The organism is Bacillus sp. K7 (genome assembly GCF_053903245.1).
This window is the reverse complement of record NZ_CP096406.1, coordinates 2,535,277-2,556,949: the sequence shown is the minus strand read 5'-3', so window position 1 is coordinate 2,556,949 and position 21,673 is coordinate 2,535,277. Positions and strand designations below refer to the sequence as shown.

Here is a 21,673-nt window from a genome sequence, read left to right as displayed (position 1 = left end):
TGCTCAATTCGTCCACGGGGGGTTTTTCCATTGGGTAAAAAAATGACGATCGCGAGCTTGATTCTAATGACAGCAGGCTTAACAGCATGCGGAGCAAACGATAATGCTCAGAATGATACACGCAATAACGGCAATACCCGTCCAATTGGATATTATACAAATGAAAATGATGCTGACAGACAGGGAGAAGGAATCGATAACGATGGTCCTGTTACAGAATTAATGGAGGACCAGAACGACGGTAACCGAAACACGACTAATGTGAATAACCGTAACGGTGTTACTGCTGATGATCGTGTTCCCTTGGCAACTGACGGAACAAATAACTATACAAATAACAGAAACATGAATCGAAATGCGACAAACAACGGATATGAAAACCAGGAAAACAGAAGACTGGCTGCAAAAATTGCCAACCGGGTGAAACAAGTGAAAAACGTCATTGACACCCAAGTAATGGTAACGGATGACAAAGTGGTTGTCGCAGTCAGAAGCCACAGAGAGTTCACTCAGTCCGACAGGGATAATGTTACAAAAGCCGCACGCAACTATGCGAATGGCCGTGACGTTCAAGTGTCGACAGATAAAGGGCTGTTCAGAAAGCTGCACAAAATGAACACCCGCTAGACTGAAAGGCTGCCGCTCGGCAGCCTTTTTCTTTGCATCAGCGAAAAATAACCATTAAAGTGTACATAGAAAATGTCAAAAGAAGGTGAAAGCATGGCTGGCCATTCCAAGTGGAAAAACATACAAAAAAGGAAAAATGCGCAGGATGCAAAGCGCGGGAAAATATTTATGAAGCTTGCGAAAGACATCTATGTGGCAGCGAGAGAAGGGGGAGCTGATCCCGAAACAAATTCAGCATTGCGTATTGTCATCGAAAAAGCAAAAGGCGCCAATATGCCGAATGAAAATATAGACCGAGCCATTCAAAAAGCCGCGGGGAACCAAGACGGAAGCAACTATGAGGAAATCACCTATGAGGGCTACGCCCCATCCGGGGTTGCCGTCATGGTTGAATGTGTTACAGATAACAAAAACCGAACAGCCTCAAATGTGCGGACGGCTTTTCATAAAAACGGCGGAAGTTTGGGGGAAAACGGATGTGTGTCCTTTTTATTTGAACGGAAGGGATTTATGACGATTGACCGTGCAGAACATCAAATAGATGAAGATGAGCTCATGCTTGATGTGCTGGAAGCAGGTGGAGAAGAGCTGCAGACAGAAGAAGATCATTATGTGGTATTAACGGAGCCCGAGCGTTTTGAAGGCGTAAAAACAACTCTCGAATCGAACTATCCAATTTCTTCGGCAGAGGTGACCATGCTTCCGAAAACTTATGCGGAAGCCGATGATCAGGCTGTTGAGAAGCTGGAAAAATTGATCGACATCCTTGAAGATGACGATGATGTTCAAGAAGTATATACAAATTGGCGCTCATAAAAAAACGGGCACGATATCATTTCGAGCCCGTTTTGGTGTATTCAAGAGACACGCTCATTTTCCTGTGTGTATTCTTTCTCCCAGAAATCAGCGTTTTTGATGCCCAGTGCTTTCGGATCAAAGACCGGGTCTAAGCCCTGCTTCTTTTGGCGCTCATAATCCTTTAAAGCGATTAGCGCTGGCTTGGCAAGCAGCACGATCGCAATGACGTTCAGCCATACCATAATGCCAAGCCCTGCATCACCTAATGCCCAAGCAAGTGAAGCAGTTTTTACAGTTCCGTAGAACGTCGCTGCTAAAATAATCAGCTTTAAACCAAATATGGCCCATTTGCCATCCCTGCCTCGGGCTAAATAGACGATATTTGTTTCTGCGATATAGTAATACGCCATAATCGTTGTAAATGCGAAGAAGAATAAAGCGATAGCAACAAAACCAGCGCCAAATCCGGGAAGGACGTTGTCAATGGCCGCTTGAGTGAAACCAGGTCCAGCCTCTACGCCTTTAAGGTGATGCACGATAAAAGAACCATCTGCAGATTGGGTATTGTACATCCCGGTAAATAAGATCATGAAAGCTGTAGCTGAACACACAAATAAGGTGTCAATATAAACCGAAAATGCCTGAACCAGCCCCTGTTTGACCGGATGGGAAACTTCTGCGGCCGCCGCCGGATGCGGGCCTGTTCCCTGGCCGGCTTCGTTTGAGTAAATGCCTCGTTTGACACCCCAAGAAATCGCCATGCCGATCAGGCCGCCAAAAGCGGAGTCCAATGCAATCGCGCTTTTGAAAATTAATGAAATCACTGCAGGCAATTCAGAAATATTCATAACAATAATGATGAAAGACAGCAGGATATAGCTAATGGCCATAAACGGAACAATCATTTGCGCAGCACTTGCAATACGCTTGACGCCGCCAAAAATGATAAATCCTAACAATAAAACGAGAACACCGCCTGTGATGGCAGGAGAAATGCCAAATGCATTTTGGACGCCGGCCGCAATAGAGTTGGACTGTACGCCCGGCATCAGCAGGGCCATTGCAATAAGGGCAGCGGCGGCAAATATGATGGCAAACCACTTAATGCCTAATCCTTTTTCGATATAATAAGCGGGGCCGCCTCGATATTGGCCGTCTTGTTTCACTTTGTACATTTGGGCAAGAGTTGACTCAACAAAGGCGCTAGCCGCACCGATAAAGGCAATCGCCCACATCCAGAACACCGCACCGGGTCCGCCGAAGGCGATTGCTGTCGCCACACCCGCGATGTTTCCTGTTCCCACTCGGCCGGACAGTGCAATCGATAATGCTTGAAAAGAAGAAACACCGGCTTTAGAGCTCTTCCCTTTGAACATCAGAACAATCATTTCTTTCAAATGTCTGACTTGTAAAAAACGGGTCATAATAGAAAAGATCAATCCGACTCCCAATAACATATAAATGACGGGCGTACTCCATAAGACTGCGTTTAAATGAGTAACAAAATCTGCCATCAAGTTTCCTCCTCGCACATATTAAATACATATATAACAAGGATTTTGGGCTAATTGAACTATTTCTACAATTAATTTGTCACATTATATAACGGGTAATTATCAATAGGAGGGGAAAAGGAGATACCGCGTTGTTTTATAAGGCAACTGAGGGAATTTTTGATAAAGTCTTTTAACAGCAAATGGCCAAGCTACGTCAATCTATAATTAGGTCGTCTTTCACTAGTTCTGTTCATCTTGATTCATGTTTCATCACTTCAGTGGCGCCTGCGGAGGATCTTCATGTACCCGATGATCATCCCTTCATACGTTTCATCCATATCATGTAAAGCGTGATGGCCGATTTTCATAGTATTGTGATTGATCAGGATGGGACTGCTGTCTAGATCATTACCGTAGATAGATTGTTTTCATTCACAAGTTCGCCTCTGGCCGCTCTAAGCTCAAGGTATTACGGGATACATAAGAGTTTAACAGATGACTGACAACCGGCGATATCGAAGAAAACAATATGATAAGTTGGATGTTACGGCATATTCAAGTGTGAACTTCTTGTTTCTCTCCTTCATACGATCTTTACATTTCCTTAAAATTTGCTCAATAAAGTGCTGGTATGATGAAATAAACAAATAAAGGGTGGGGGGAGACAGAAATGGAGAAAATGTATTGCCATTCCAGAGAGGAAGACTCAAAAGCGGTTTACTTAACTGTGAGAGGCTATCTGATTAAGCTGTCACCTGAACAAATGAAAATGATTTCTGCTGGCAGAAAGTAAAAATAAATTGAAAAGGCAGCCGCTCAAGCGGCTGCCTTTTCAATTTAAGAATATTTTCTTTTCCACTGTGCGAAATGCTTTTGAAACCAATCTTTTTTATATAAAAATGCGATAATTTCCAGCCAAAAACCCGGAATCTTTTTGGGGAATATCGGTTTTTTGTAGAGCGCATGGTACGCTGATTTTAAATCGTCCCACTGCGTACACGTTTTGATCTGTTCGAATCTTGCAACATCAATCACCTGCACTGTGCCGGTTTCTGTCAATATCAAATTCCGCAAATGAATGTCTGACGGATTCAGACCGGCTGCCCGGGCGTCAGACAGTGCTTCTTCAACCTGCTGAATCATGTCGTCATTGATCGCAATGCCTTTCTTCAAACAGTTATAAAAGGTTTCACCTTTTATATATTCCATGAGAATAAATGAATCACCAGTTTCGTAAATGTCAGGGTAGAATGCGGACCCGGCTAATTTTTCATAGATCGCGGCTTCTTTGATGGCTGTCGCCTGATACTCTGGAAAAAATACTTTCAGCGCCATGTTTCGCTTGCCTTCTGTTAAGGCAAATACATAGGCGCTTCTTCCCTTGCCGATTAGTGTTAATTCTTCAGACTTTTCTTTGACTTTATCAAATCTGCTGTTCTTGCGGTATATGACTGAATGGGCCAGTGCCTCTGCTTTTGTCAGCATTTCATTCACCTTCTTTGCTCTATTTTATGCAGCTGTTTGCAGGAAAATCATAAACTGTTCGGAAAAAGAGCCTATATCTAGTGTATCTGGTCTTGAAGAGGAAGGCTATCTATAAGCCTTGATTGTGATAAAAGAGACATAGAGCGATCATTTCCATTCTTGAAAAGCGCTTACAAATGGGATAGTATTAATTTAAAATGAAGCGCTTTCGTAATGTTCAAGGGGGAACAAGCAATGACAAAACAGATTGTGACAGGGATTATCGGTGCTGGACGCATCGGCAAACTTCATGTTCAAAATATCGGCCGAATTCCTCATATGAAAATAAAGGCGGTCTCTGATAATCAGGCAAGCGATATAAAAAGGTGGGCTGAGAGCCATCAGATTGAATACATAACCTCTGACTATCGTGATTTATTGCATGACCCTGATATTGAAGCTGTTCTTATTTGCTCACCGACAGCCACGCATGCACAGATGATCAGGGAAGCGGCAGAGGCGAAAAAACATATTTTTTGTGAGAAGCCTATCAGTTTTTCTCTAGATGAAACCAAAGAAGCGCTTGCGGCCGTCCGAAAACACGGAGTTGCACTTCAAGTCGGCTTTAACCGCCGTTTTGATCCTCATTTTAAAAAAATCAAAACCATTGTTGAAAATGGTGAAATTGGTACGCCTCACTTGTTAAAAATCACGTCGCGGGACCCAGAACCCCCACATGTAGATTATCTCCGCACTTCTGGCGGTTTGTTTATGGATATGTCGATTCATGATTTTGATATGGCCAGATATATTATGGGAAGCGAAGTGACGGAAGTGTATGCAAAAGGGGCGGCTTTGGTGAATCCATCCTTTGCAGAGCTGGGAGATATTGATACGGCTGTCATTACACTGACATTTGAAAACGGTGCCATGGCTGTGATTGACAACAGCCGACAAGCTGTGTACGGATATGACCAGCGAGTCGAGGTTTTCGGGACGAAAGGCTCGGCAGCGGCAGACAACAGCAGGCCGACGACAGTCGAAGTGTCAACGGCTGATTTCGTGATGAAGGATAAACCGCATTTCTTTTTCCTTGAGCGCTATAAGGATGCGTATGAGGAGGAGATGATTCGGTTTGCAGAAGCGATCGGCACAAACCGGGAAAACGCCTGCACGGGCAACGACGGTTTTCAAGCGGAGCGGATCGCCAGAGCGGCTCAGCAGTCTCTTGCTATCGGTATGCCTGTCAGTGTCGAGCACAATGAAAAAATCGCTTTTTGAGCAAGCAGGATTAACAGTCACAAAGCTTGGGTATATAACCTCCATCGATACTTTGATACTTTAAGCAGGCGGTGGAGAAAATGAATACAGCACAAGGTAAAGGAACTATTTTGAACAAAATCGGAATTCCTTCTCACATGGTTTGGGGTTATATTGGCGTTGTCATCTTTATGGTTGGAGACGGGCTCGAACAAGGCTGGCTGTCTCCTTTTCTTGTTGATCACGGTCTCAGCATGCAGCAATCCGCATCTTTATTTACCATGTATGGCATTGCAGTCACCATCTCGGCTTGGCTGTCGGGCACGTTTGTCCAAACTTGGGGGCCAAGAAAAACGATGACTGTCGGTTTGCTTGCATTTATCCTCGGTTCGGTTGCTTTTATCGGCTGGGCGATTCCTCATATGCATTATCCGGCTCTCTTAGGTAGCTATGCACTTAGAGGCTTGGGATATCCGCTGTTTGCATACTCTTTTCTCGTGTGGGTGTCATACAGCACCTCTCATCGTATTCTTGGAAAAGCCGTCGGCTGGTTTTGGTTTATGTTTACGTGTGGCCTTAACGTGCTCGGGCCGTTCTATTCCAGCTATGCGGTTCCGGCCTTTGGAGAAATCAATACGCTTTGGAGCGCTTTGTTATTTGTGGCGGCAGGAGGATTCCTCGCCTTATTTTTTAATAGAGATACATTCACACCTGTACACCCAGATCAGCCGAAATGGAAAGAACTGTCGAAGGCGTTTACAATTATGTTTGAAAACCCTAAGGTCGGCATCGGCGGAGTGGTCAAGACAATTAATGCCATAGGGCAATTCGGATTTGCCATCTTTCTTCCTACTTATTTAGCGCGTTACGGGTATTCCGTTTCGGAATGGCTGCAAATATGGGGGACGCTGTTTTTTGTGAATATTGTATGTAACATCATATTTGGTGCAGTCGGAGATAAACTTGGCTGGCGCAATACCGTGATGTGGTTTGGCGGTGTCGGTTGCGGCATTTTTACGCTGGCGCTTTATTACACGCCTCAGTTGATCGGGCATCAGTATTGGGTGCTGATGGTGATCGCTTGCTGTTACGGTGCGGCATTGGCTGGCTACGTGCCATTAAGCGCGCTTTTGCCGACGCTTGCACCTGATAATAAAGGGGCTGCCATGTCAGTGTTGAATTTAGGTTCTGGTTTATGTGCGTTTATCGCGCCGGGCATCGTCAGTCTTTTCATTGGCCCGCTCGGTGCAGGCGGGGTGATTTGGATTTTTGCGGCATTGTATTTTTTCAGTGCTTTTCTGACGCAATTCCTGACGATTTCTGAGCAAAGCGCCGATGTCTTGACGGAGGAACGGCTTGTCAGGGAAAACGTGCAAACAAATTTCGAGAAAACGGTTAAGCAGTAGCCTCTTTGGTCAAACTAGTCATAAACGTGTGCAAAGAGGTGTAGAGGGTGAAACGATTCAGCACGGCGTATCTTTTGCTGGGCATTTTTTGCTCAGCCGCAGCATTTCTAATAGTTGCTCCTCCCCGTGCATTAGGAGCCGAAGTGGAGCACTATGAGCCGCTGCAGGTGCATGTGCAGCTTGAAAAAGTGTATTTGGACGGCGATGTCAGTATTGAGCATAAGCATGAAAAAGTGCTTTCTATGGATGATTTTTGGGCAGCTTATGCCGGCTGGACGCTTGTCGAACAAAAAAAGGGCTATGTACTCTTCCGGAAGCAAATGGATGATATTTCTCCGCTCAGCAAGGTGAACGGGTATATCGGTGTATCGGATCATGGCGTGATTTCCACCTTTCATGGGCGGCCTGAGTCAGATTCCGAACCGATTCAGTCTTTTTTTCAAATTGATTTAGAAAGGCTGGAGAGCCATATGCAAAAAAATCTGCTGAAAGGCATTCCATTTCGGACGAAAGCGGAGTTTGAGGACGTAATAGAACATATGAAGACATACAGCGGTTGACGTCCGCTGATTGAAGACATGTATTCATGTCTTTTTTTTCGTGAAAGAATGAGAGAGAAGCGAACGTATGTTAACTTTTCTATGAGACTTTGGCTGTTTTTATGGTACAATGAAGAACAGTCAAAGAGGTGAATTTGCGTGATCGAATTTGTAAAAGGGACGATTGATTATGTATCTCCCCAATATATTGTGATAGAGAACGGCGGCATTGGCTATCAGATCTTCACGCCGAATCCGTTTATATACAAGGAGAGAAACAAAGAAACGATTTTTACGTACCATCATATCAGAGAGGATGCTTTTTCGCTCTACGGTTTTTCAACAAGAGAGGAGAAGGCGCTCTTTACAAAGCTGTTAAACGTGACCGGAATCGGTCCAAAAGGGGCACTCGCCATTTTAGGCTCAGGTGATCCGGGAGCGGTTATCCAAGCGATTGAAAATGAGGATGAAGCCTTTTTGGTCAAGTTTCCTGGTGTAGGAAAGAAAACCGCGCGCCAGATTATTCTTGATTTAAAAGGAAAGCTCGCTGATGTCGTGCCTGAAATGATTGAAAACCTGTTTAATCATGAAGAAAGGCTAGAAAAGCAAACAGCAGAAACGGCTCTCGAAGAAGCGCTTGAGGCCCTCAGGGTTCTCGGTTACGCTGAAAAAGAAATCAAAAAGGTGCTTCCTCACTTAAACGAAGAAGCTGGGCTGACAACAGACCAATATGTGAAAAAAGCATTACAAAAACTATTGAAGTAAGGTGATGTTCATGGATGAACGGCTCGTCTCAAGTGAAGCAGACAACCATGAATCAATGATAGAGCAAAGTTTGAGGCCGCAAAATCTGGCGCAGTATATCGGGCAGCATAAGGTGAAAGAAAATTTGCGCGTATTTATAGACGCGGCAAAAATGAGACAGGAGACGCTGGATCATGTTCTTCTGTACGGGCCGCCGGGACTTGGGAAAACGACGCTTGCTTCCATTGTTGCTAATGAAATGGGAGTGGAATTGCGGACGACGTCAGGGCCTGCGATTGAAAGACCTGGTGATTTGGCCGCCATATTAACGGCACTGGAGCCGGGTGATGTATTATTTATTGATGAAATACATAGGCTGCACAGATCGATTGAAGAGGTGCTATATCCTGCGATGGAAGACTTTTGTCTGGATATTGTGATCGGTAAAGGCCCCTCTGCCCGCTCCGTCCGGCTCGACTTGCCGCCTTTTACGCTGGTAGGCGCCACGACGAGGGTAGGGCTTTTGACGGCGCCGTTAAGAGATCGATTCGGCGTGATGTCGCGCCTTGAATACTATACGCAAGAAGAGCTTGCGGACATTGTCACAAGAACCGCTGACGTATTCGAGGTTGAGATTGATAACCCGTCTGCTCTCGAAATCGCGAGAAGATCGAGAGGGACGCCCCGCGTAGCGAACCGCCTGCTGAGAAGGGTCCGCGATTTTGCACAGGTGCTGGGTGACAGCCGAATTACGGAAGAGATTTCGCAGGATGCGCTGGAGCGGCTTCAGGTTGACCGTCTCGGTTTGGACCATATTGACCACAAGCTCCTGATGGGCATGATCGAAAAGTTTAACGGAGGCCCTGTGGGTCTTGATACCATTTCAGCCACGATCGGCGAAGAACCGCATACGATTGAAGACGTATACGAACCGTATCTGCTGCAAATTGGTTTTATCCAAAGAACGCCGCGTGGAAGGATCGTGACACCGGCCGTTTATCATCACTTCCAAATGGAGGCTCCCCGATATGACTGAATTCCCTAAGATCATTATGATTCTTGGTGCTGTTTTGCTTATCATCGGAGCAGTGTTGCATGTTGTCGGCAAGATGCCGGGAGATATTTTTGTGAAAAAGGGAAATGTCACGTTTTTCTTCCCGGTTGTCACTTGTATCATCATAAGTGTGGTATTATCAATTTTGCTTACTCTTTTCGGCAGAATGAAATAACAAAAGACTAGAATAAAGGTGAAATCATCATGAAAGTCGATTTATTTGATTTTGAATTACCGGAACGTTTAATTGCACAAGTGCCGTTGGAACAGCGTGATGCTTCAAGGCTGATGGTGCTTGATAAACATACGGGAGAGCTGACTGACAGCTCGTTTAAGCATATTATCAGCTTCTTTAAAGAAGGAGATTGCCTTGTGCTGAACAATACCCGTGTGCTCCCGGCGCGGTTATTCGGAACAAAAGAGGATACCGGCGCGAAAGTGGAACTTCTTTTGCTCAAACAAGAAGCTGGTGACAAATGGGAAACGCTTGTCAAACCGGCGAAACGGGTGAAAAAGGGAACCGTAGTGACGTTTGGAGATGGAAGATTAAAGGCAGTCTGTACGGATGAGCTTGAGCATGGCGGCAGAAAAGTAGAATTTCAATATGAAGGCATTTTCTATGAGGTGCTGGAATCCCTTGGAGAGATGCCGCTCCCGCCATATATCAAAGAACAGCTTGATGACAGAGAACGCTACCAAACAGTGTTTTCAAAAGAAATCGGCTCTGCCGCAGCGCCTACTGCAGGCCTTCACTTCACGGAAGAAATCTTGCAGCAATTGAGTGACAAAGGTGTGCAAATTGAGTTCATCACTCTTCACGTAGGCCTTGGAACGTTTCGCCCTGTGAGTGCCGATGACGTTGAAGAGCATAATATGCATGCAGAGTTTTATCAAATGTCAGAAGAAACGGCTGCGGCTTTAAACAAAGTAAGGGAAAAGGGCGGCCGAATCATTTCCGTCGGCACGACTTCGACACGCACGCTTGAAACGATTGCCGGGGAGCATGACGGACAATTTAAAGCATCAAGCGGCTGGACATCTATCTTTATTTATCCGGGCTATGAATTTAAAGCCATTGACGGAATGATTACAAACTTCCATTTGCCTAAATCGTCATTGATTATGCTGGTCAGTGCGCTTGCGGGAAGAGAAAACGTTCTGCGCGCCTATAACCATGCGGTGGAAGAGGAATACCGTTTCTTCAGCTTCGGAGACGCGATGCTGATTCTATAATTTGAGAACAGGAGGCCTCACCAAAAGTGGCTGAACAACCAATACGCTATGAATTTATAAAAGAATGCAAACAAACAGGGGCGCGCCTGGGCAAAGTGCATACGCCCCATGGCTCCTTTGAAACGCCTGTTTTTATGCCGGTGGGCACACTGGCGACAGTCAAAACGATGTCGCCTGAAGAGCTGAAAGCAATGGATGCGGGCATCATTTTAAGCAACACGTATCACCTGTGGCTCCGACCGGGCCAGGATATTGTGAAAGAAGCGGGCGGGCTCCATCAATTTATGAATTGGGACCGCGCGATTTTAACAGATTCAGGCGGTTTTCAGGTCTTTTCTTTGAGCAAGTTTCGTAATATAGAGGAAGAGGGCGTCCATTTCCGCAATCACTTAAATGGGGACAAGCTGTTTTTATCTCCAGAAAAAGCGATGGAAATCCAAAACGCACTCGGCTCTGATATTATGATGGCGTTTGACGAATGCCCGCCATATCCGGCAGAGTACGATTATATGAAGCGCTCAGTTGAGCGGACAAGCCGCTGGGCGGAACGCTGTCTGAATGCCCACAGCCGCCAGGATGAACAAGGGCTGTTTGGCATCGTACAAGGCGGAGAATATGAAGATTTGCGCACGCAAAGCGCGAAAGACTTGATTTCTCTTGATTTTCCGGGATATGCTATAGGCGGATTATCTGTAGGTGAACCGAAGGATGTCATGAATCGTGTGCTTGAGTTTACAACACCGCTTTTGCCGAAGGATAAACCGAGATATCTGATGGGGGTCGGTTCTCCGGACGCACTGATCGATGGGGCGATCCGCGGGGTCGATATGTTTGACTGTGTGCTGCCTACTCGGATTGCAAGAAATGGCACAGTGTTTACCGCTGATGGCCGTCTCAATATGAAAAATGCGAAATTCGAAAGAGATTTCCGTCCGATTGATGAAGAATGTGATTGCTACACATGTAAAAACTACACACGCGCGTATATCAGACATTTGATCCGCTGCAACGAAACATTGGGCCTTCGATTAACAACTTATCATAACCTTCATTTTCTGTTACACTTAATGGAGCAGGTAAGACAGGCTATCCGTGAGGATCGTCTGGGTGATTTCAGAGAAGAGTTCTTTGAGCGTTACGGCTACAACAAGCCAAATGCGAAAAGCTTCTAAATAAAAATTAATCACTGGCTTACAGAAAGGGGTGAAAATTATGACAGGCACTTTAGGTACATTGGTTCCTATTATTTTAATGTTTGCGGTCCTTTATTTCTTGCTGATTCGTCCTCAGCAAAAACAGCAAAAGGCTGTGCGCCAAATGCAGGAGGAACTGAAAAAAGGCGATTCAGTAGTGACAATCGGGGGATTGCACGGAACTGTTGACTCTATCGACGAAAGCAAAGTTGTCATTAAGACTGGTGAAAACACACGTCTAACGTTCGACCGCCGCGCGATCAGAGAAGTTTCTGCTGCTGAATAACAGCAGGAGCTATACATAGCAAACAAAAAAGAGCGGATGATTCCGCTCTTTTTTATGTGGAAGACCTGTTTCCCCTCATATTCACGCCGAAAATCCCGCCCAGCATGCATACCCCTAAAAATCCTAGATGGTAAAGCAGCTGCTCCGCTGTAAATGTTATTCCGAACCCTAAATACTGAAACAACAAAATAATCACTGAAAAGCTTAAGGCAGTCAACGCCCCGATCATCCAGCCTCTTTCCTTCCCTTTTCCTCCTGAGATAAACCCGCCGATGAATAAAGAAAGAAATGAGATGGCGGTGATCAGCCAGTTAAATGACGACTCTTCAAGCGAGGTTGCCGTCAGTAAAAGTGAAACGGCTAAGCTCGTCAGAAGCATGGCTGAGAAAATGGCGATTAAGCCGTAAAGAATGCCTTTTCCAACTTGTTTCGTTTCCTCCATGAATGTCTCCTCTCTGCCTGTATGTAAAGGCCTCTGTTCTTTTTGAACAAAGCTATCAGACATGCTGATGGCTCGTCTTTGTAAAAATGTATTCCCTTATCCCGATAATTAGACGTAAAAGCTTTATGAAATCGACTTGTTCATCTTACATAATTTGTTCGTTTTGTTGCATCCTATGGTGAGTTGGAGGTGTAATATGGAAGAGCTTCTCACTATTACGATTCGCACGATCATATTGTATTTTGTGATATTGGTCATTTTTCGTTTTATGGGCAAACGGGAGATCGGGGAGCTTAGCATTTTAGACCTCGTTGTCTTTATCATGATGGCTGAAATTGCCGTTTTAGCGATAGAAAACGTAGAAGATCATCTATTTCACACCATTTTGCCAATGCTTGTCTTAATGATTATTCAAGTGACATTCGCATACTTTTCTTTAAAAAACCGAAAAATCCGCCAGCTTCTGGACGGCAAGCCGACGATTATTATTAAATATGGAAAAATTGACGAAGACGCAATGAAATCACAGCGTTATAATTTTGATGATTTAATGGTTCAGCTCAGAGAAAATAATATCGACAGAGTAGCTGATGTATCATTTGCCATTTTGGAGCCGTCAGGCAAACTGACAGTTGTCAAAAAAGAAAAGAGCGGCGAGCATCGGCAGCTCGAAATGCCGCTCATTATAGACGGAGCTATCCAAACAGAAAACCTGTCCAGAATCGGTAAAGATAAGCAATGGCTGCTTGATAAATTAAGAAAACACGGATATACAAATTGTTCAGAGATTTCATTCTGCTCGTTTACTGACGGAGAATTATTTATTGATGAAAAAGATGGGCCTCGCACGTGAGCATTATCGGACGATCAGCCGTCCGATAATGGGAATGCGGCGAAGCTCATCTTTTTTAATTAAACGGAAAATAAGCAGGAGGACGATATAGACGGCAACGCTCATCACAATCCATCCGGCGACATTCACAACTTCGGACGCGCCAAAGGTTACATATTGTTTGATAGCGGAGCTGATGAATCCGCATACCACAATCACAGCGAAACTGAGCGCATATTCCTTGATTTTGATACTGATTGGCAGCACCTTGCTCACTGTTGCCGCATGCAAAAGCGTAACGAGCACCATGCCTGTTACGATGGCTAATGCCGCGCCCATTATGCCGAGGGACGGTCTGGTGGCAAGGACGAAAATAAGACCCGTTTTGACAAGGGCCCCGATTAAGCTGTTCATCATCGCAGCGCCCGCTAAATTAAGCGCCTGCAGCACAGCTTGAAGAGGGCCTTGAAAATAATATAGCAAAAAAAACGGGGCCATGACTTTGATAAATACAGCTGCGCCTGAGGAACCATACATCACCCTCATCAGCTCATCCGCAAATACATACAAAATGACAACTGCAATCCCCCCGCTGAGCAGGCACAGACGCATTGCCTGCTCCAGCCTGTATTCCACCACCTGCAGTTTTTTCTGTTCCATTCCTTCACTGATCGCAGGAACAAGTGCAGTCGACAAAGAATATGTAATAAAGCTGGGCAGAGTCAATAGCGTCATGGCAAAGCCGGTCAGCTCCCCGTATTGCTTCGTGGCGGCAACTGTCGCCACCCCGGCGATGGCAAGGCTTTGAGCGACGACAATCGGCTCGAAAAACCAAGAGAGGTTGCCGATAAAGCGGCTTCCCGTCGTAGGAAGGGACACGCTCATTAATTGGGTGAAGGTTTGTTTGCCGTTTTTAATGGATTGGAAAAAATGCTTTCTGATTTTGATTGTTTTTTTATACTTAAAGCAAACAAACAAATAAAGGAGTGACGCCAGCTCACCTGCGACTGAAGATATCATTGCCCCTGCTGCGGCATATTCAATTCCGTAAGGGAGAAAAATCGTCGTGCATACAGCGACAAGTGAAATGCGGACGACCTGTTCAAGAACTTGTGACACGGCTAGCGGGTTCATATTCTGTTTTCCTTGAAAGTATCCCCTGAGTACACTGGATATGGCAATGATCGGCACAACCGGCGTAATGGCCAGAAGCGGGTACAGTGTTCTCTTATCTGTCAGCATCGTTTCCGCCATAACCGGGGCGAAAAATAAAAACAGCGGTGTAAAGATTAGGCTGAGCACTCCTGTGATGGTCAGTGACATGACTAAAATATTTTTTGTTTTTTGATGATCTCCGCGCGCGCTGGCTTCAGCCACAAGCTTGCTGATCGCGACCGGAAGACCGAATTGAGTTAATGTAGTGGCCAAGAAAAAGGTCGGCGCCGCCATCATGTAAAGCCCGACTCCTTCTTCACCGATAAACCGGGCGATCACCACCCGGTTGACAAAACCGAGCATTCTTGTAACCATTCCTGCAGCGATCAGGATAAGAGTGCCCCTTAAAAACGTCTGTTTCGCCATTTTTACCCCCTGCCTTCTCAAACTACCTGTAATCATATACAATAAAGATATGCGTTTATATCGTCCAAGCATGACAAGTCTTCTTGAAAAACAATAAAAAAAGGAGCGTGGAATTCATGGAGAAGCATCCCGCCGATCTATATAAAGACCACGTCAGGCCGTTTCTTCGCAGCAAATTGGAAGAGTTTAAGATTCTCGGATATGATGATGTTGAACTCGAAAGTTTGTGGTCGTACTTAACAGATAAGAAGTGGAAAAAGAAAACGGAACTGCACATTTATGAACTGACAAGCGATATTTTATCAGTGAAAATTGGCGAATTTATGAACTATGCAACTGTTGAGTCGTTTAAAACGTCTAATTGGCTAGGCAGTGAAGAAGGCCAGGAAGCATTGGAAGAACTGCTGAGATAGCAGGCTGATTCACATAGGTTTAAGGGAGGATATACATAATGAAAAAAGGGCGCTTGATTGCGTTTTTCCTTCTCGTTTTATTGATTGGCACGGGCCTAGGCTACTTTACGAAGCCTGCGGCTAACAATATTACGTTAGGATTGGATTTGCAAGGCGGATTTGAGGTGCTGTATGATGTACAGCCCGTAAAAAAAGGTGACAAAATCACAAAAGACGTTCTGGTCAGCACAGTAGAGGCGTTGAACCGCAGGGCCAATGTTCTCGGTGTCAGCGAACCGAACATTCAAATCGAAGGGAATAACCGGATTCGCGTTCAGCTCGCTGGGGTGACAAACCAAAACAGAGCACGTGAAATCTTAGCCACTGAAGCTCAGCTTTCTTTCAGGGATACAAATGATAAAGAATTGCTGAATGGCTCTGACCTCGTCGAAAACGGGGCTAAACAAACATATGACGCCAAAACAAATGAACCCATTGTCAGCATTAAACTGAAAGACGCTGATAAATTCGGCGAAGTGACTAAAAAAGTCATGAACATGGCGCCAAACAATCAGCTTGTCATTTGGATGGATTACGAAAAAGGAGACTCCTTTAGAAAAGAAGTTCAAAAAGAGCATCCCAAGTATGTATCTGCTCCAAATGTAAGCCAAGAATTAAACACAAAAGATGTTACAATTGAAGGTCAATTTACGGTTCAAGAAGCGAAAGATCTCGCAAGCATTTTAAACGCCGGCGCGCTTCCTGTAAAACTGACTGAAAAATATTCAACATCAGTAGGCGCACAATTTGGACAGCAGGCGCTGCAGGATACGGTGTTTGCAGGCATTATCGGAATCGCAATTATTTTCTTATTTATGCTTTTCTATTATCGCCTGCCTGGATTTATCGCAGTGATTACGCTGTCGGTTTACATCTATATTACACTCCAGGTCTTTGACTGGATGAATGCTGTACTCACACTTCCGGGAATTGCCGCGCTCATATTAGGTGTCGGGATGGCTGTTGATGCGAATATCATCACCTATGAACGGATTAAAGAGGAACTTAAGCTAGGAAAGTCGGTCCGCTCTGCCTTTCGTTCAGGAAACAGACGGTCGTTCGCGACGATTCTTGACGCCAATATTACAACGATCATTGCGGCGGTTGTGCTCTTCATCTTTGGGACAAGCTCTGTAAAAGGGTTTGCGACAATGTTGATCCTGTCGATTTTGACAAGCTTTATCACAGCGGTTTTCTTATCAAGATTTTTGCTGTCGCTTCTTGTGGAAAGCAGATGGTTTGATCGGAAAAAAGGCTGGTTCGGCGTCAAAAAGAAACATATCATGGATATTCAGCATACAGATGAAAATACCGAACCGTATACGCCGTTCCAAAAATGGGACTTCACAAGCAAGCGTAAATTTTTCCTCATATTCTCCAGTGCCATCACTGTTATAGGAATTATTATTTTGCTCGTGTTTAAGCTGAATCTGGGCATTGATTTTGCAAGCGGCTCACGGATTGAAGTGCAAAGCGACCATAAGCTGACCACAGAGCAGGTGGAGAAAGACTTTGCATCAATTGGGATGGACCCTGATACAATTGTACTTTCTGGTGACAAAAGCAATATCGGGGTTGCGCGTTTTGTCGGAGTGCCAGATAAAGAAACGATTGCCGAAGTAAAAACGTACTTCAAAGACAAATACGGGACAGAGCCGAATGTCAGCACAGTTTCACCGACCGTCGGTAAAGAGCTGGCGAGAAATGCCCTGTACGCAGTCGCGATCGCTTCTATCTGTATCATCATTTACGTTTCGATCCGGTTTGAATATAAAATGGCGATTGCCGCTATTGCTTCGCTGCTGTATGACGCTTTCTTCATCCTTACCATTTTCAGCATGACAAGGCTGGAAGTAGATGTTACGTTTATTGCCGCCGTCCTGACGATTATCGGATATTCGATAAACGATACAATTGTTACATTTGACAGGATTCGCGAGCATATGAAAAAACGCAAGCCGAAAACATTTACTGACCTGAAACATATCGTAAACTTAAGCCTGCAGCAAACCTTTACGCGTTCAGTAAATACGGTACTGACTGTAGTGATTGTTGTAGTGGCGCTGTTGATTTTTGGAGCGGCTTCTATTACGAACTTCTCAGTCGCACTGTTAATCGGGCTGTTGACAGGTGTATATTCATCCCTCTACATCGCCGCGCAAATTTGGCTTGTATGGAAAGGGAAAGAACTGAAAAAAGATTCGATTCAATAAAAAAGTGTCAGGCTGTCCTTTGCTGGGCAGCCTGTTTTTTTGAAGTTTCATTGAACTTAAAATAGACATTTGCTATAATGACATGCGCTTACATTTGCACATATAAATGGTGTTAAAAAGTATTGTGGCTGGTTTTCAGATATGTGGGAGGGTTTATATATGAGGGTTCGTGAATCAGTGTTGCCGGGCATCGGGCATAAAGTGGAAATCATCACGAGAAACCGCGATAAAATTTCAATTATTATTCATCATGACGGCCGGAGAGAGCTGTACTATTTTGATGAAAATGATCATGAAGAATGTGTTGCCTCGGTGCAATTTGATGACGCTGAAGCCAGGCAAATTTCTGCCATTCTGGGCGGAATGGCATATAAACCAAAAGCATTGGAAAGCGTCGAGGCAGCCCTTAATGATTTAATTATAGAGTGGTGTAAAGCAGAGGTTGGAGCGCCTGCCATTCATCATACAATTGGTGATTTGAATGCAGGGCAGGAATATCATGTGACCATCATTGCGATTATTAAGAAGAATCAGGAAAAACAATTGAATCCGGGATCGGCAACCATTATTAATGAAGGAGATACCCTTGTGATTTCCGGTGAGAGAAACGGACTGAAGAGGCTGATCCGGGAAAAATTAACCGCAAATGAGGCTTGACCTAGCGTCAAGCCATGTTTAAAACAAGCCTTGACAGGGAAAGTTACCTAATAATGTGAAGTTTGGGGGAAAGAGAATGAATAAACAATGGACCATTATTTTCGCACTTATTTTCACCTTAATTGTCGCTATTTTTGCAGTGATTAATGTAAGATCGGTAGAAGTTGATTATCTGTTTGGCAGATCGGAGTGGCCGCTTATTCTTGTTATTTTAGGTTCCGTTTTAATGGGGGCGCTGATCGTATTTTCTGCCGGCATTTTTCAAGTGATGAAACTAAAGCGGGAAATAAAAGCGCTGAGGAAAGAAAACAAAACTGCACAAGGCACGATACACAAACAAGAGGATACGTTGCATCCTGACCTGAACGACACACAGGATGCATCAGCCAGACTTGAGAAAAAAGACTAGTTTTCGAATAATATTTGAAACCCCTCAGCCTGCTCTAGTATAATAGGGTGGTTGAGGGGTGAATTTATGTTAGCGTCAAAAATGCGATGGGAAATCCAGCGACCAGATCAGGATAAGGTCAAATCACTCACAGAACAATTGCATATCACACCTCTTGTTGCGTCCCTGCTTGTAAAAAGAGGCTTTGATACAGCAGAAAGCGCAAGCCTGTTTTTACATACAAAGGATGCCGATTTTTATGATCCTTTTGAAATGAAGGGCATGAAAGAAGCGGCAGATCGAATAAAACAGGCGATATCACAACAAGAACAGATTATGATATATGGCGATTATGATGCCGATGGAGTTACCAGTACCTCAGTGATGCTCCATACACTGCAAAAGCTGTCGGCTCAAGTTGATTTTTATATACCTGACCGCTTTAAAGAAGGCTATGGCCCTAATGAACAGGCGTTTCGTTCGATTAAAGAACGAGGCTTCTCTCTGATTATTACGGTTGATACAGGGATTGCCGCTGTGCATGAAGCAAATGTGGCCAAGGAACTCGGGCTGGATGTTATCATTACAGATCACCATGAGCCGGGGCCAGAGCTTCCGGATGTTCACGCGATTGTCCACCCGAAGCAGCCGGGCTGTACCTACCCGTATAAAGAACTGGCCGGAGTCGGAGTTGCGTTTAAGCTTGCCCACGCTTTATTGGGCGAACTTCCAGATGAACTGCTTGACCTGGCAGCGATCGGCACGATTGCTGACCTTGTCCCGCTGCATGACGAAAATAGATTAATTGCAACACTGGGACTTGAAAGGCTTCGGCGGACGAATCGGCTGGGCTTACAAGAGCTGATCAAGCTCTCAGGCGGAGACCTTGGAGAAGCAAACGAAGAAACAGTCGGGTTTCAGCTTGCACCAAGGCTGAATGCCGTCGGGAGAATCGAACAGGCGGATCCCGCTGTCCATTTGCTTATGTCAGAGGATCAGTTAGAAGCGGAAGAGCTTGCCGCTGAAATTGACCAGCTAAACAAAGAACGCCAAAAAATGGTTAGCAAGATGACGGATGAAGCGATTGAAATGGTTGAACAGCAAAGTCTCGATCAAACTGCAATCGTCGTGGCCAAAGCCGGGTGGAACCCAGGTGTCGTCGGGATTGTGGCTTCAAAGCTTGTGGACCGATTCTATCGTCCGGCCATTGTGCTTGGCATTGATGAAGAAAAAGGGATTGCTAAAGGTTCGGCCCGAAGCATCAGAGGTTTTAATTTATTCGAGAGCCTTTCTGAATGCAGAGATATTCTTCCTCATTTCGGTGGCCATCCAATGGCCGCGGGGATGACGCTGAATGCCGAAGATGTGCCGGATTTGCGAAACAGGCTGAATGAAATAGCGGAAAACACGCTTACGGAAGAAGATTTTATTCCTGTACAGGAAGTTGATCTCGTCTGCGGTGTCGAGGACATTACGGTTGACAGCATTACAGAAATGAACCTGCTGTCCCCCTTTGGGATGCTGAACCCGAAACCGCACGTTCTCGTGGAAAACGCTGTGCTGGAAGATGTCCGCAAGATCGGCGCGAATAAAAATCATGTAAAAATGACGGTCAAAAACGAGTCGTCTCAGCTTGATTGCGTCGGTTTTCATAAAGGTGAGCTTGAAGAAGGCATTGTCCCCGGCTCAAGAATTTCAATTGTCGGTGAGATGTCTATCAATGAATGGAACAATAGAAAAAAACCGCAGCTAATGATTAAGGATGCCGCTGTTTCTGAATGGCAGCTATTTGATTTAAGGGGAAAACGGATGTGGGAAGACACAGTTTCCGCCCTTCCATCTGCTAAACGGGCTATTGTTTCTTTCAAAGAAGATTCAACAACACTTCTTGAGGATGAAGACCTTCGCCGCGAAGTGCACGTCATTAGCTCTGAAGATCAAGCGAAGGCGTTTGATCTCGATGGTGCTTATATTGTACTGCTGGATCCGCCGCCTTCCTTGGACATGCTCACACATTTGCTGGAAGGCAAGGCGCCTGAGCGGATATATTTTATTTTTCTCAATCATGAGGACCACTTTTTATCAGCTTTTCCCGCAAGAGACTACTTTAAATGGTATTATGCGTTTCTTCTGAAAAGGGGTTCTTTCGACGTGAAAAAACACGGTTCAGAGCTTGCGAGGCATAAAGGCTGGTCAATAGAAACAATCAATTTCATGACAAAGGTGTTTTTTGATCTCGGTTTTGTTAAAATAGAGAATGGTGTGCTGTCTGTGGTTAGCGGAGTGAAAAAACGCGACTTAACAGACTCACAAACATATCAGGAGAAGAAGCAGCTGATGGAACTGGATCAAAAGCTGAATTATTCTTCTGCTGAAGAGCTGAAGGAATGGCTGAATAAGCTGATGAAAAAAGATTCAGAGGCTTATGAAAGTACGAGGAGGACATAAAACAGATGGATTTAAAACAATACGTAACAATTGTACCGGATTACCCGAAAGAGGGCGTGCAATTTAAAGATATTACGACATTGATGGATAAAGGCGATGTATACCGCTATGCCACAGACCAAATTGTTGAATATGCGAAAGAAAAGCAAATTGATTTGGTCGTCGGACCTGAAGCGCGCGGCTTTATTATCGGCTGTCCTGTTGCTTACGCGCTTGGCGTTGGTTTTGCGCCGGTTCGTAAAGAAGGCAAATTGCCTCGTGAAGTGATCAAAGTGGACTACGGCTTGGAATACGGAAAAGACGTATTAACAATCCACAAAGATGCGATTAGACCGGGTCAGCGTGTGCTTATTACAGATGACCTGCTTGCGACAGGCGGCACAATTGAAGCGACAATCAAACTTGTTGAAGAGCTTGGCGGCGTTGTTGCTGGTATCGCTTTCTTAATCGAGCTTTCTTACCTTGACGGCAGAGAGAAGCTTGAAGATTATGATATCTTAACATTGATGAAATATTAAAGATAATCGCATAACGAAAAAGCACTCCATGTCAGGGTGCTT

General features: G+C 44.8%; 23 protein-coding genes. 19 read left to right on the top strand and 4 right to left on the bottom strand.

What is annotated here, in order from left to right:
• Positions 1-30: 30 nt before the first annotated feature.
• Together M1D98_RS13120 and M1D98_RS13115 are read left to right on the top strand one after the other, a co-directional pair.
• Positions 31-627: a YhcN/YlaJ family sporulation lipoprotein gene (locus tag M1D98_RS13120; protein ID WP_121642993.1), complete on the top strand. Its 597-nt coding sequence runs from the start codon at positions 31-33 to the stop codon at positions 625-627.
• 93 nt (positions 628-720) lie between these two features.
• Positions 721-1,443, top strand: a complete 723-nt coding sequence (locus M1D98_RS13115) for a YebC/PmpR family DNA-binding transcriptional regulator (RefSeq protein WP_435576472.1) — start codon at positions 721-723, stop codon at positions 1,441-1,443.
• A gap of 41 nt (positions 1,444-1,484) precedes the next feature.
• Here M1D98_RS13115 and M1D98_RS13110 read toward each other — a convergent pair whose 3' ends face one another.
• Positions 1,485-2,939, bottom strand: coding sequence for an amino acid carrier protein (locus M1D98_RS13110; protein ID WP_435576473.1), 1,455 nt, complete (start codon positions 2,937-2,939; stop codon positions 1,485-1,487).
• A 652-nt stretch (positions 2,940-3,591) separates the two neighbouring features.
• On the opposite strand from M1D98_RS13110, the gene M1D98_RS13105 reads away from it, so the two are divergent.
• Positions 3,592-3,714 carry a hypothetical protein gene (locus M1D98_RS13105; RefSeq protein ID WP_010330286.1) on the top strand — a complete coding sequence of 41 codons (123 nt, stop codon included), beginning with the start codon at positions 3,592-3,594 and terminating at the stop codon, positions 3,712-3,714.
• Between the two features lie 44 nt (positions 3,715-3,758).
• Here the strand turns inward: M1D98_RS13105 and M1D98_RS13100 are convergent, their stop codons facing one another.
• Positions 3,759-4,406: a phosphotransferase gene (locus M1D98_RS13100; RefSeq protein ID WP_456279633.1), complete on the bottom strand. Its 648-nt coding sequence runs from the start codon at positions 4,404-4,406 to the stop codon at positions 3,759-3,761.
• 234 nt (positions 4,407-4,640) lie between these two features.
• On the opposite strand from M1D98_RS13100, the gene iolG reads away from it, so the two are divergent.
• The 9 genes from iolG to yajC all read left to right on the top strand — a co-directional run bounded on the left by iolG (position 4,641) and on the right by yajC (position 12,100).
• Positions 4,641-5,666, top strand: a complete 1,026-nt coding sequence (iolG, locus tag M1D98_RS13095; protein ID WP_010331025.1) for an inositol 2-dehydrogenase — start codon at positions 4,641-4,643, stop codon at positions 5,664-5,666.
• An 80-nt stretch (positions 5,667-5,746) separates the two neighbouring features.
• Positions 5,747-7,051 (top strand): MFS transporter, encoded by a 1,305-nt coding sequence (locus M1D98_RS13090; protein WP_010331024.1) that lies wholly within the window; start codon positions 5,747-5,749, stop codon positions 7,049-7,051.
• Positions 7,052-7,098: 47 nt separating this feature from the next.
• The gene (bofC, locus tag M1D98_RS13085) at positions 7,099-7,611 is read left to right on the top strand and encodes a sporulation cell-cell signaling protein BofC (protein WP_010331022.1); all 513 of its coding nucleotides are present in this window, start codon (positions 7,099-7,101) and stop codon (positions 7,609-7,611) included.
• A 138-nt stretch (positions 7,612-7,749) separates the two neighbouring features.
• Positions 7,750-8,355: a Holliday junction branch migration protein RuvA gene (gene ruvA / locus M1D98_RS13080; RefSeq protein WP_010331021.1), complete on the top strand. Its 606-nt coding sequence runs from the start codon at positions 7,750-7,752 to the stop codon at positions 8,353-8,355.
• Positions 8,356-8,365: 10 nt separating this feature from the next.
• Positions 8,366-9,370, top strand: coding sequence for a Holliday junction branch migration DNA helicase RuvB (gene ruvB, locus M1D98_RS13075; protein WP_010331020.1), 1,005 nt, complete (start codon positions 8,366-8,368; stop codon positions 9,368-9,370).
• On the top strand, positions 9,363-9,563 hold the full coding sequence (locus M1D98_RS13070) for a DUF2905 domain-containing protein (protein ID WP_039074629.1): 201 nt from the start codon (positions 9,363-9,365) through the stop codon (positions 9,561-9,563). The genes ruvB and M1D98_RS13070 overlap by 8 nt, the downstream gene beginning before the upstream one ends.
• A gap of 29 nt (positions 9,564-9,592) precedes the next feature.
• The gene (gene queA / locus M1D98_RS13065) at positions 9,593-10,621 is read left to right on the top strand and encodes a tRNA preQ1(34) S-adenosylmethionine ribosyltransferase-isomerase QueA (RefSeq protein ID WP_456279632.1); all 1,029 of its coding nucleotides are present in this window, start codon (positions 9,593-9,595) and stop codon (positions 10,619-10,621) included.
• A 26-nt stretch (positions 10,622-10,647) separates the two neighbouring features.
• Positions 10,648-11,793: a tRNA guanosine(34) transglycosylase Tgt gene (tgt, locus tag M1D98_RS13060; RefSeq protein ID WP_268534516.1), complete on the top strand. Its 1,146-nt coding sequence runs from the start codon at positions 10,648-10,650 to the stop codon at positions 11,791-11,793.
• 40 nt (positions 11,794-11,833) lie between these two features.
• Positions 11,834-12,100 (top strand): preprotein translocase subunit YajC, encoded by a 267-nt coding sequence (yajC, locus tag M1D98_RS13055; protein ID WP_003237527.1) that lies wholly within the window; start codon positions 11,834-11,836, stop codon positions 12,098-12,100.
• 52 nt (positions 12,101-12,152) lie between these two features.
• Here the strand turns inward: yajC and M1D98_RS13050 are convergent, their stop codons facing one another.
• Entirely contained in the window at positions 12,153-12,542 is a 390-nt protein-coding gene (locus M1D98_RS13050) for a TIGR04086 family membrane protein (protein WP_010331016.1), read from the bottom strand.
• Positions 12,543-12,738: 196 nt separating this feature from the next.
• On the opposite strand from M1D98_RS13050, the gene M1D98_RS13045 reads away from it, so the two are divergent.
• A complete protein-coding gene (locus M1D98_RS13045; protein WP_010331015.1) occupies positions 12,739-13,395 on the top strand; it encodes a DUF421 domain-containing protein in 657 nt (218 codons plus the stop codon).
• A gap of 3 nt (positions 13,396-13,398) precedes the next feature.
• Here the strand turns inward: M1D98_RS13045 and spoVB are convergent, their stop codons facing one another.
• Positions 13,399-14,955, bottom strand: coding sequence for a stage V sporulation protein B (gene spoVB / locus M1D98_RS13040; RefSeq protein WP_010331014.1), 1,557 nt, complete (start codon positions 14,953-14,955; stop codon positions 13,399-13,401).
• 116 nt (positions 14,956-15,071) lie between these two features.
• Between spoVB and comN the strand changes: the two genes are divergently transcribed.
• The 6 genes from comN to M1D98_RS13010 all read left to right on the top strand — a co-directional run bounded on the left by comN (position 15,072) and on the right by M1D98_RS13010 (position 21,631).
• Positions 15,072-15,368 (top strand): post-transcriptional regulator ComN, encoded by a 297-nt coding sequence (gene comN / locus M1D98_RS13035; RefSeq protein WP_010331013.1) that lies wholly within the window; start codon positions 15,072-15,074, stop codon positions 15,366-15,368.
• Between the two features lie 38 nt (positions 15,369-15,406).
• Positions 15,407-17,620 carry a protein translocase subunit SecDF gene (gene secDF / locus M1D98_RS13030; RefSeq protein ID WP_456279631.1) on the top strand — a complete coding sequence of 738 codons (2,214 nt, stop codon included), beginning with the start codon at positions 15,407-15,409 and terminating at the stop codon, positions 17,618-17,620.
• A gap of 159 nt (positions 17,621-17,779) precedes the next feature.
• Positions 17,780-18,277, top strand: a complete 498-nt coding sequence (locus M1D98_RS13025) for a cation:proton antiporter regulatory subunit (protein ID WP_268559604.1) — start codon at positions 17,780-17,782, stop codon at positions 18,275-18,277.
• Between the two features lie 76 nt (positions 18,278-18,353).
• Positions 18,354-18,686 carry a LapA family protein gene (locus M1D98_RS13020; protein WP_010331010.1) on the top strand — a complete coding sequence of 111 codons (333 nt, stop codon included), beginning with the start codon at positions 18,354-18,356 and terminating at the stop codon, positions 18,684-18,686.
• A gap of 66 nt (positions 18,687-18,752) precedes the next feature.
• A complete protein-coding gene (gene recJ, locus M1D98_RS13015) occupies positions 18,753-21,113 on the top strand; it encodes a single-stranded-DNA-specific exonuclease RecJ (RefSeq protein ID WP_268559607.1) in 2,361 nt (786 codons plus the stop codon).
• A 5-nt stretch (positions 21,114-21,118) separates the two neighbouring features.
• Positions 21,119-21,631 (top strand): adenine phosphoribosyltransferase, encoded by a 513-nt coding sequence (locus M1D98_RS13010; RefSeq protein WP_010331008.1) that lies wholly within the window; start codon positions 21,119-21,121, stop codon positions 21,629-21,631.
• Positions 21,632-21,673: the final 42 nt, after the last annotated feature.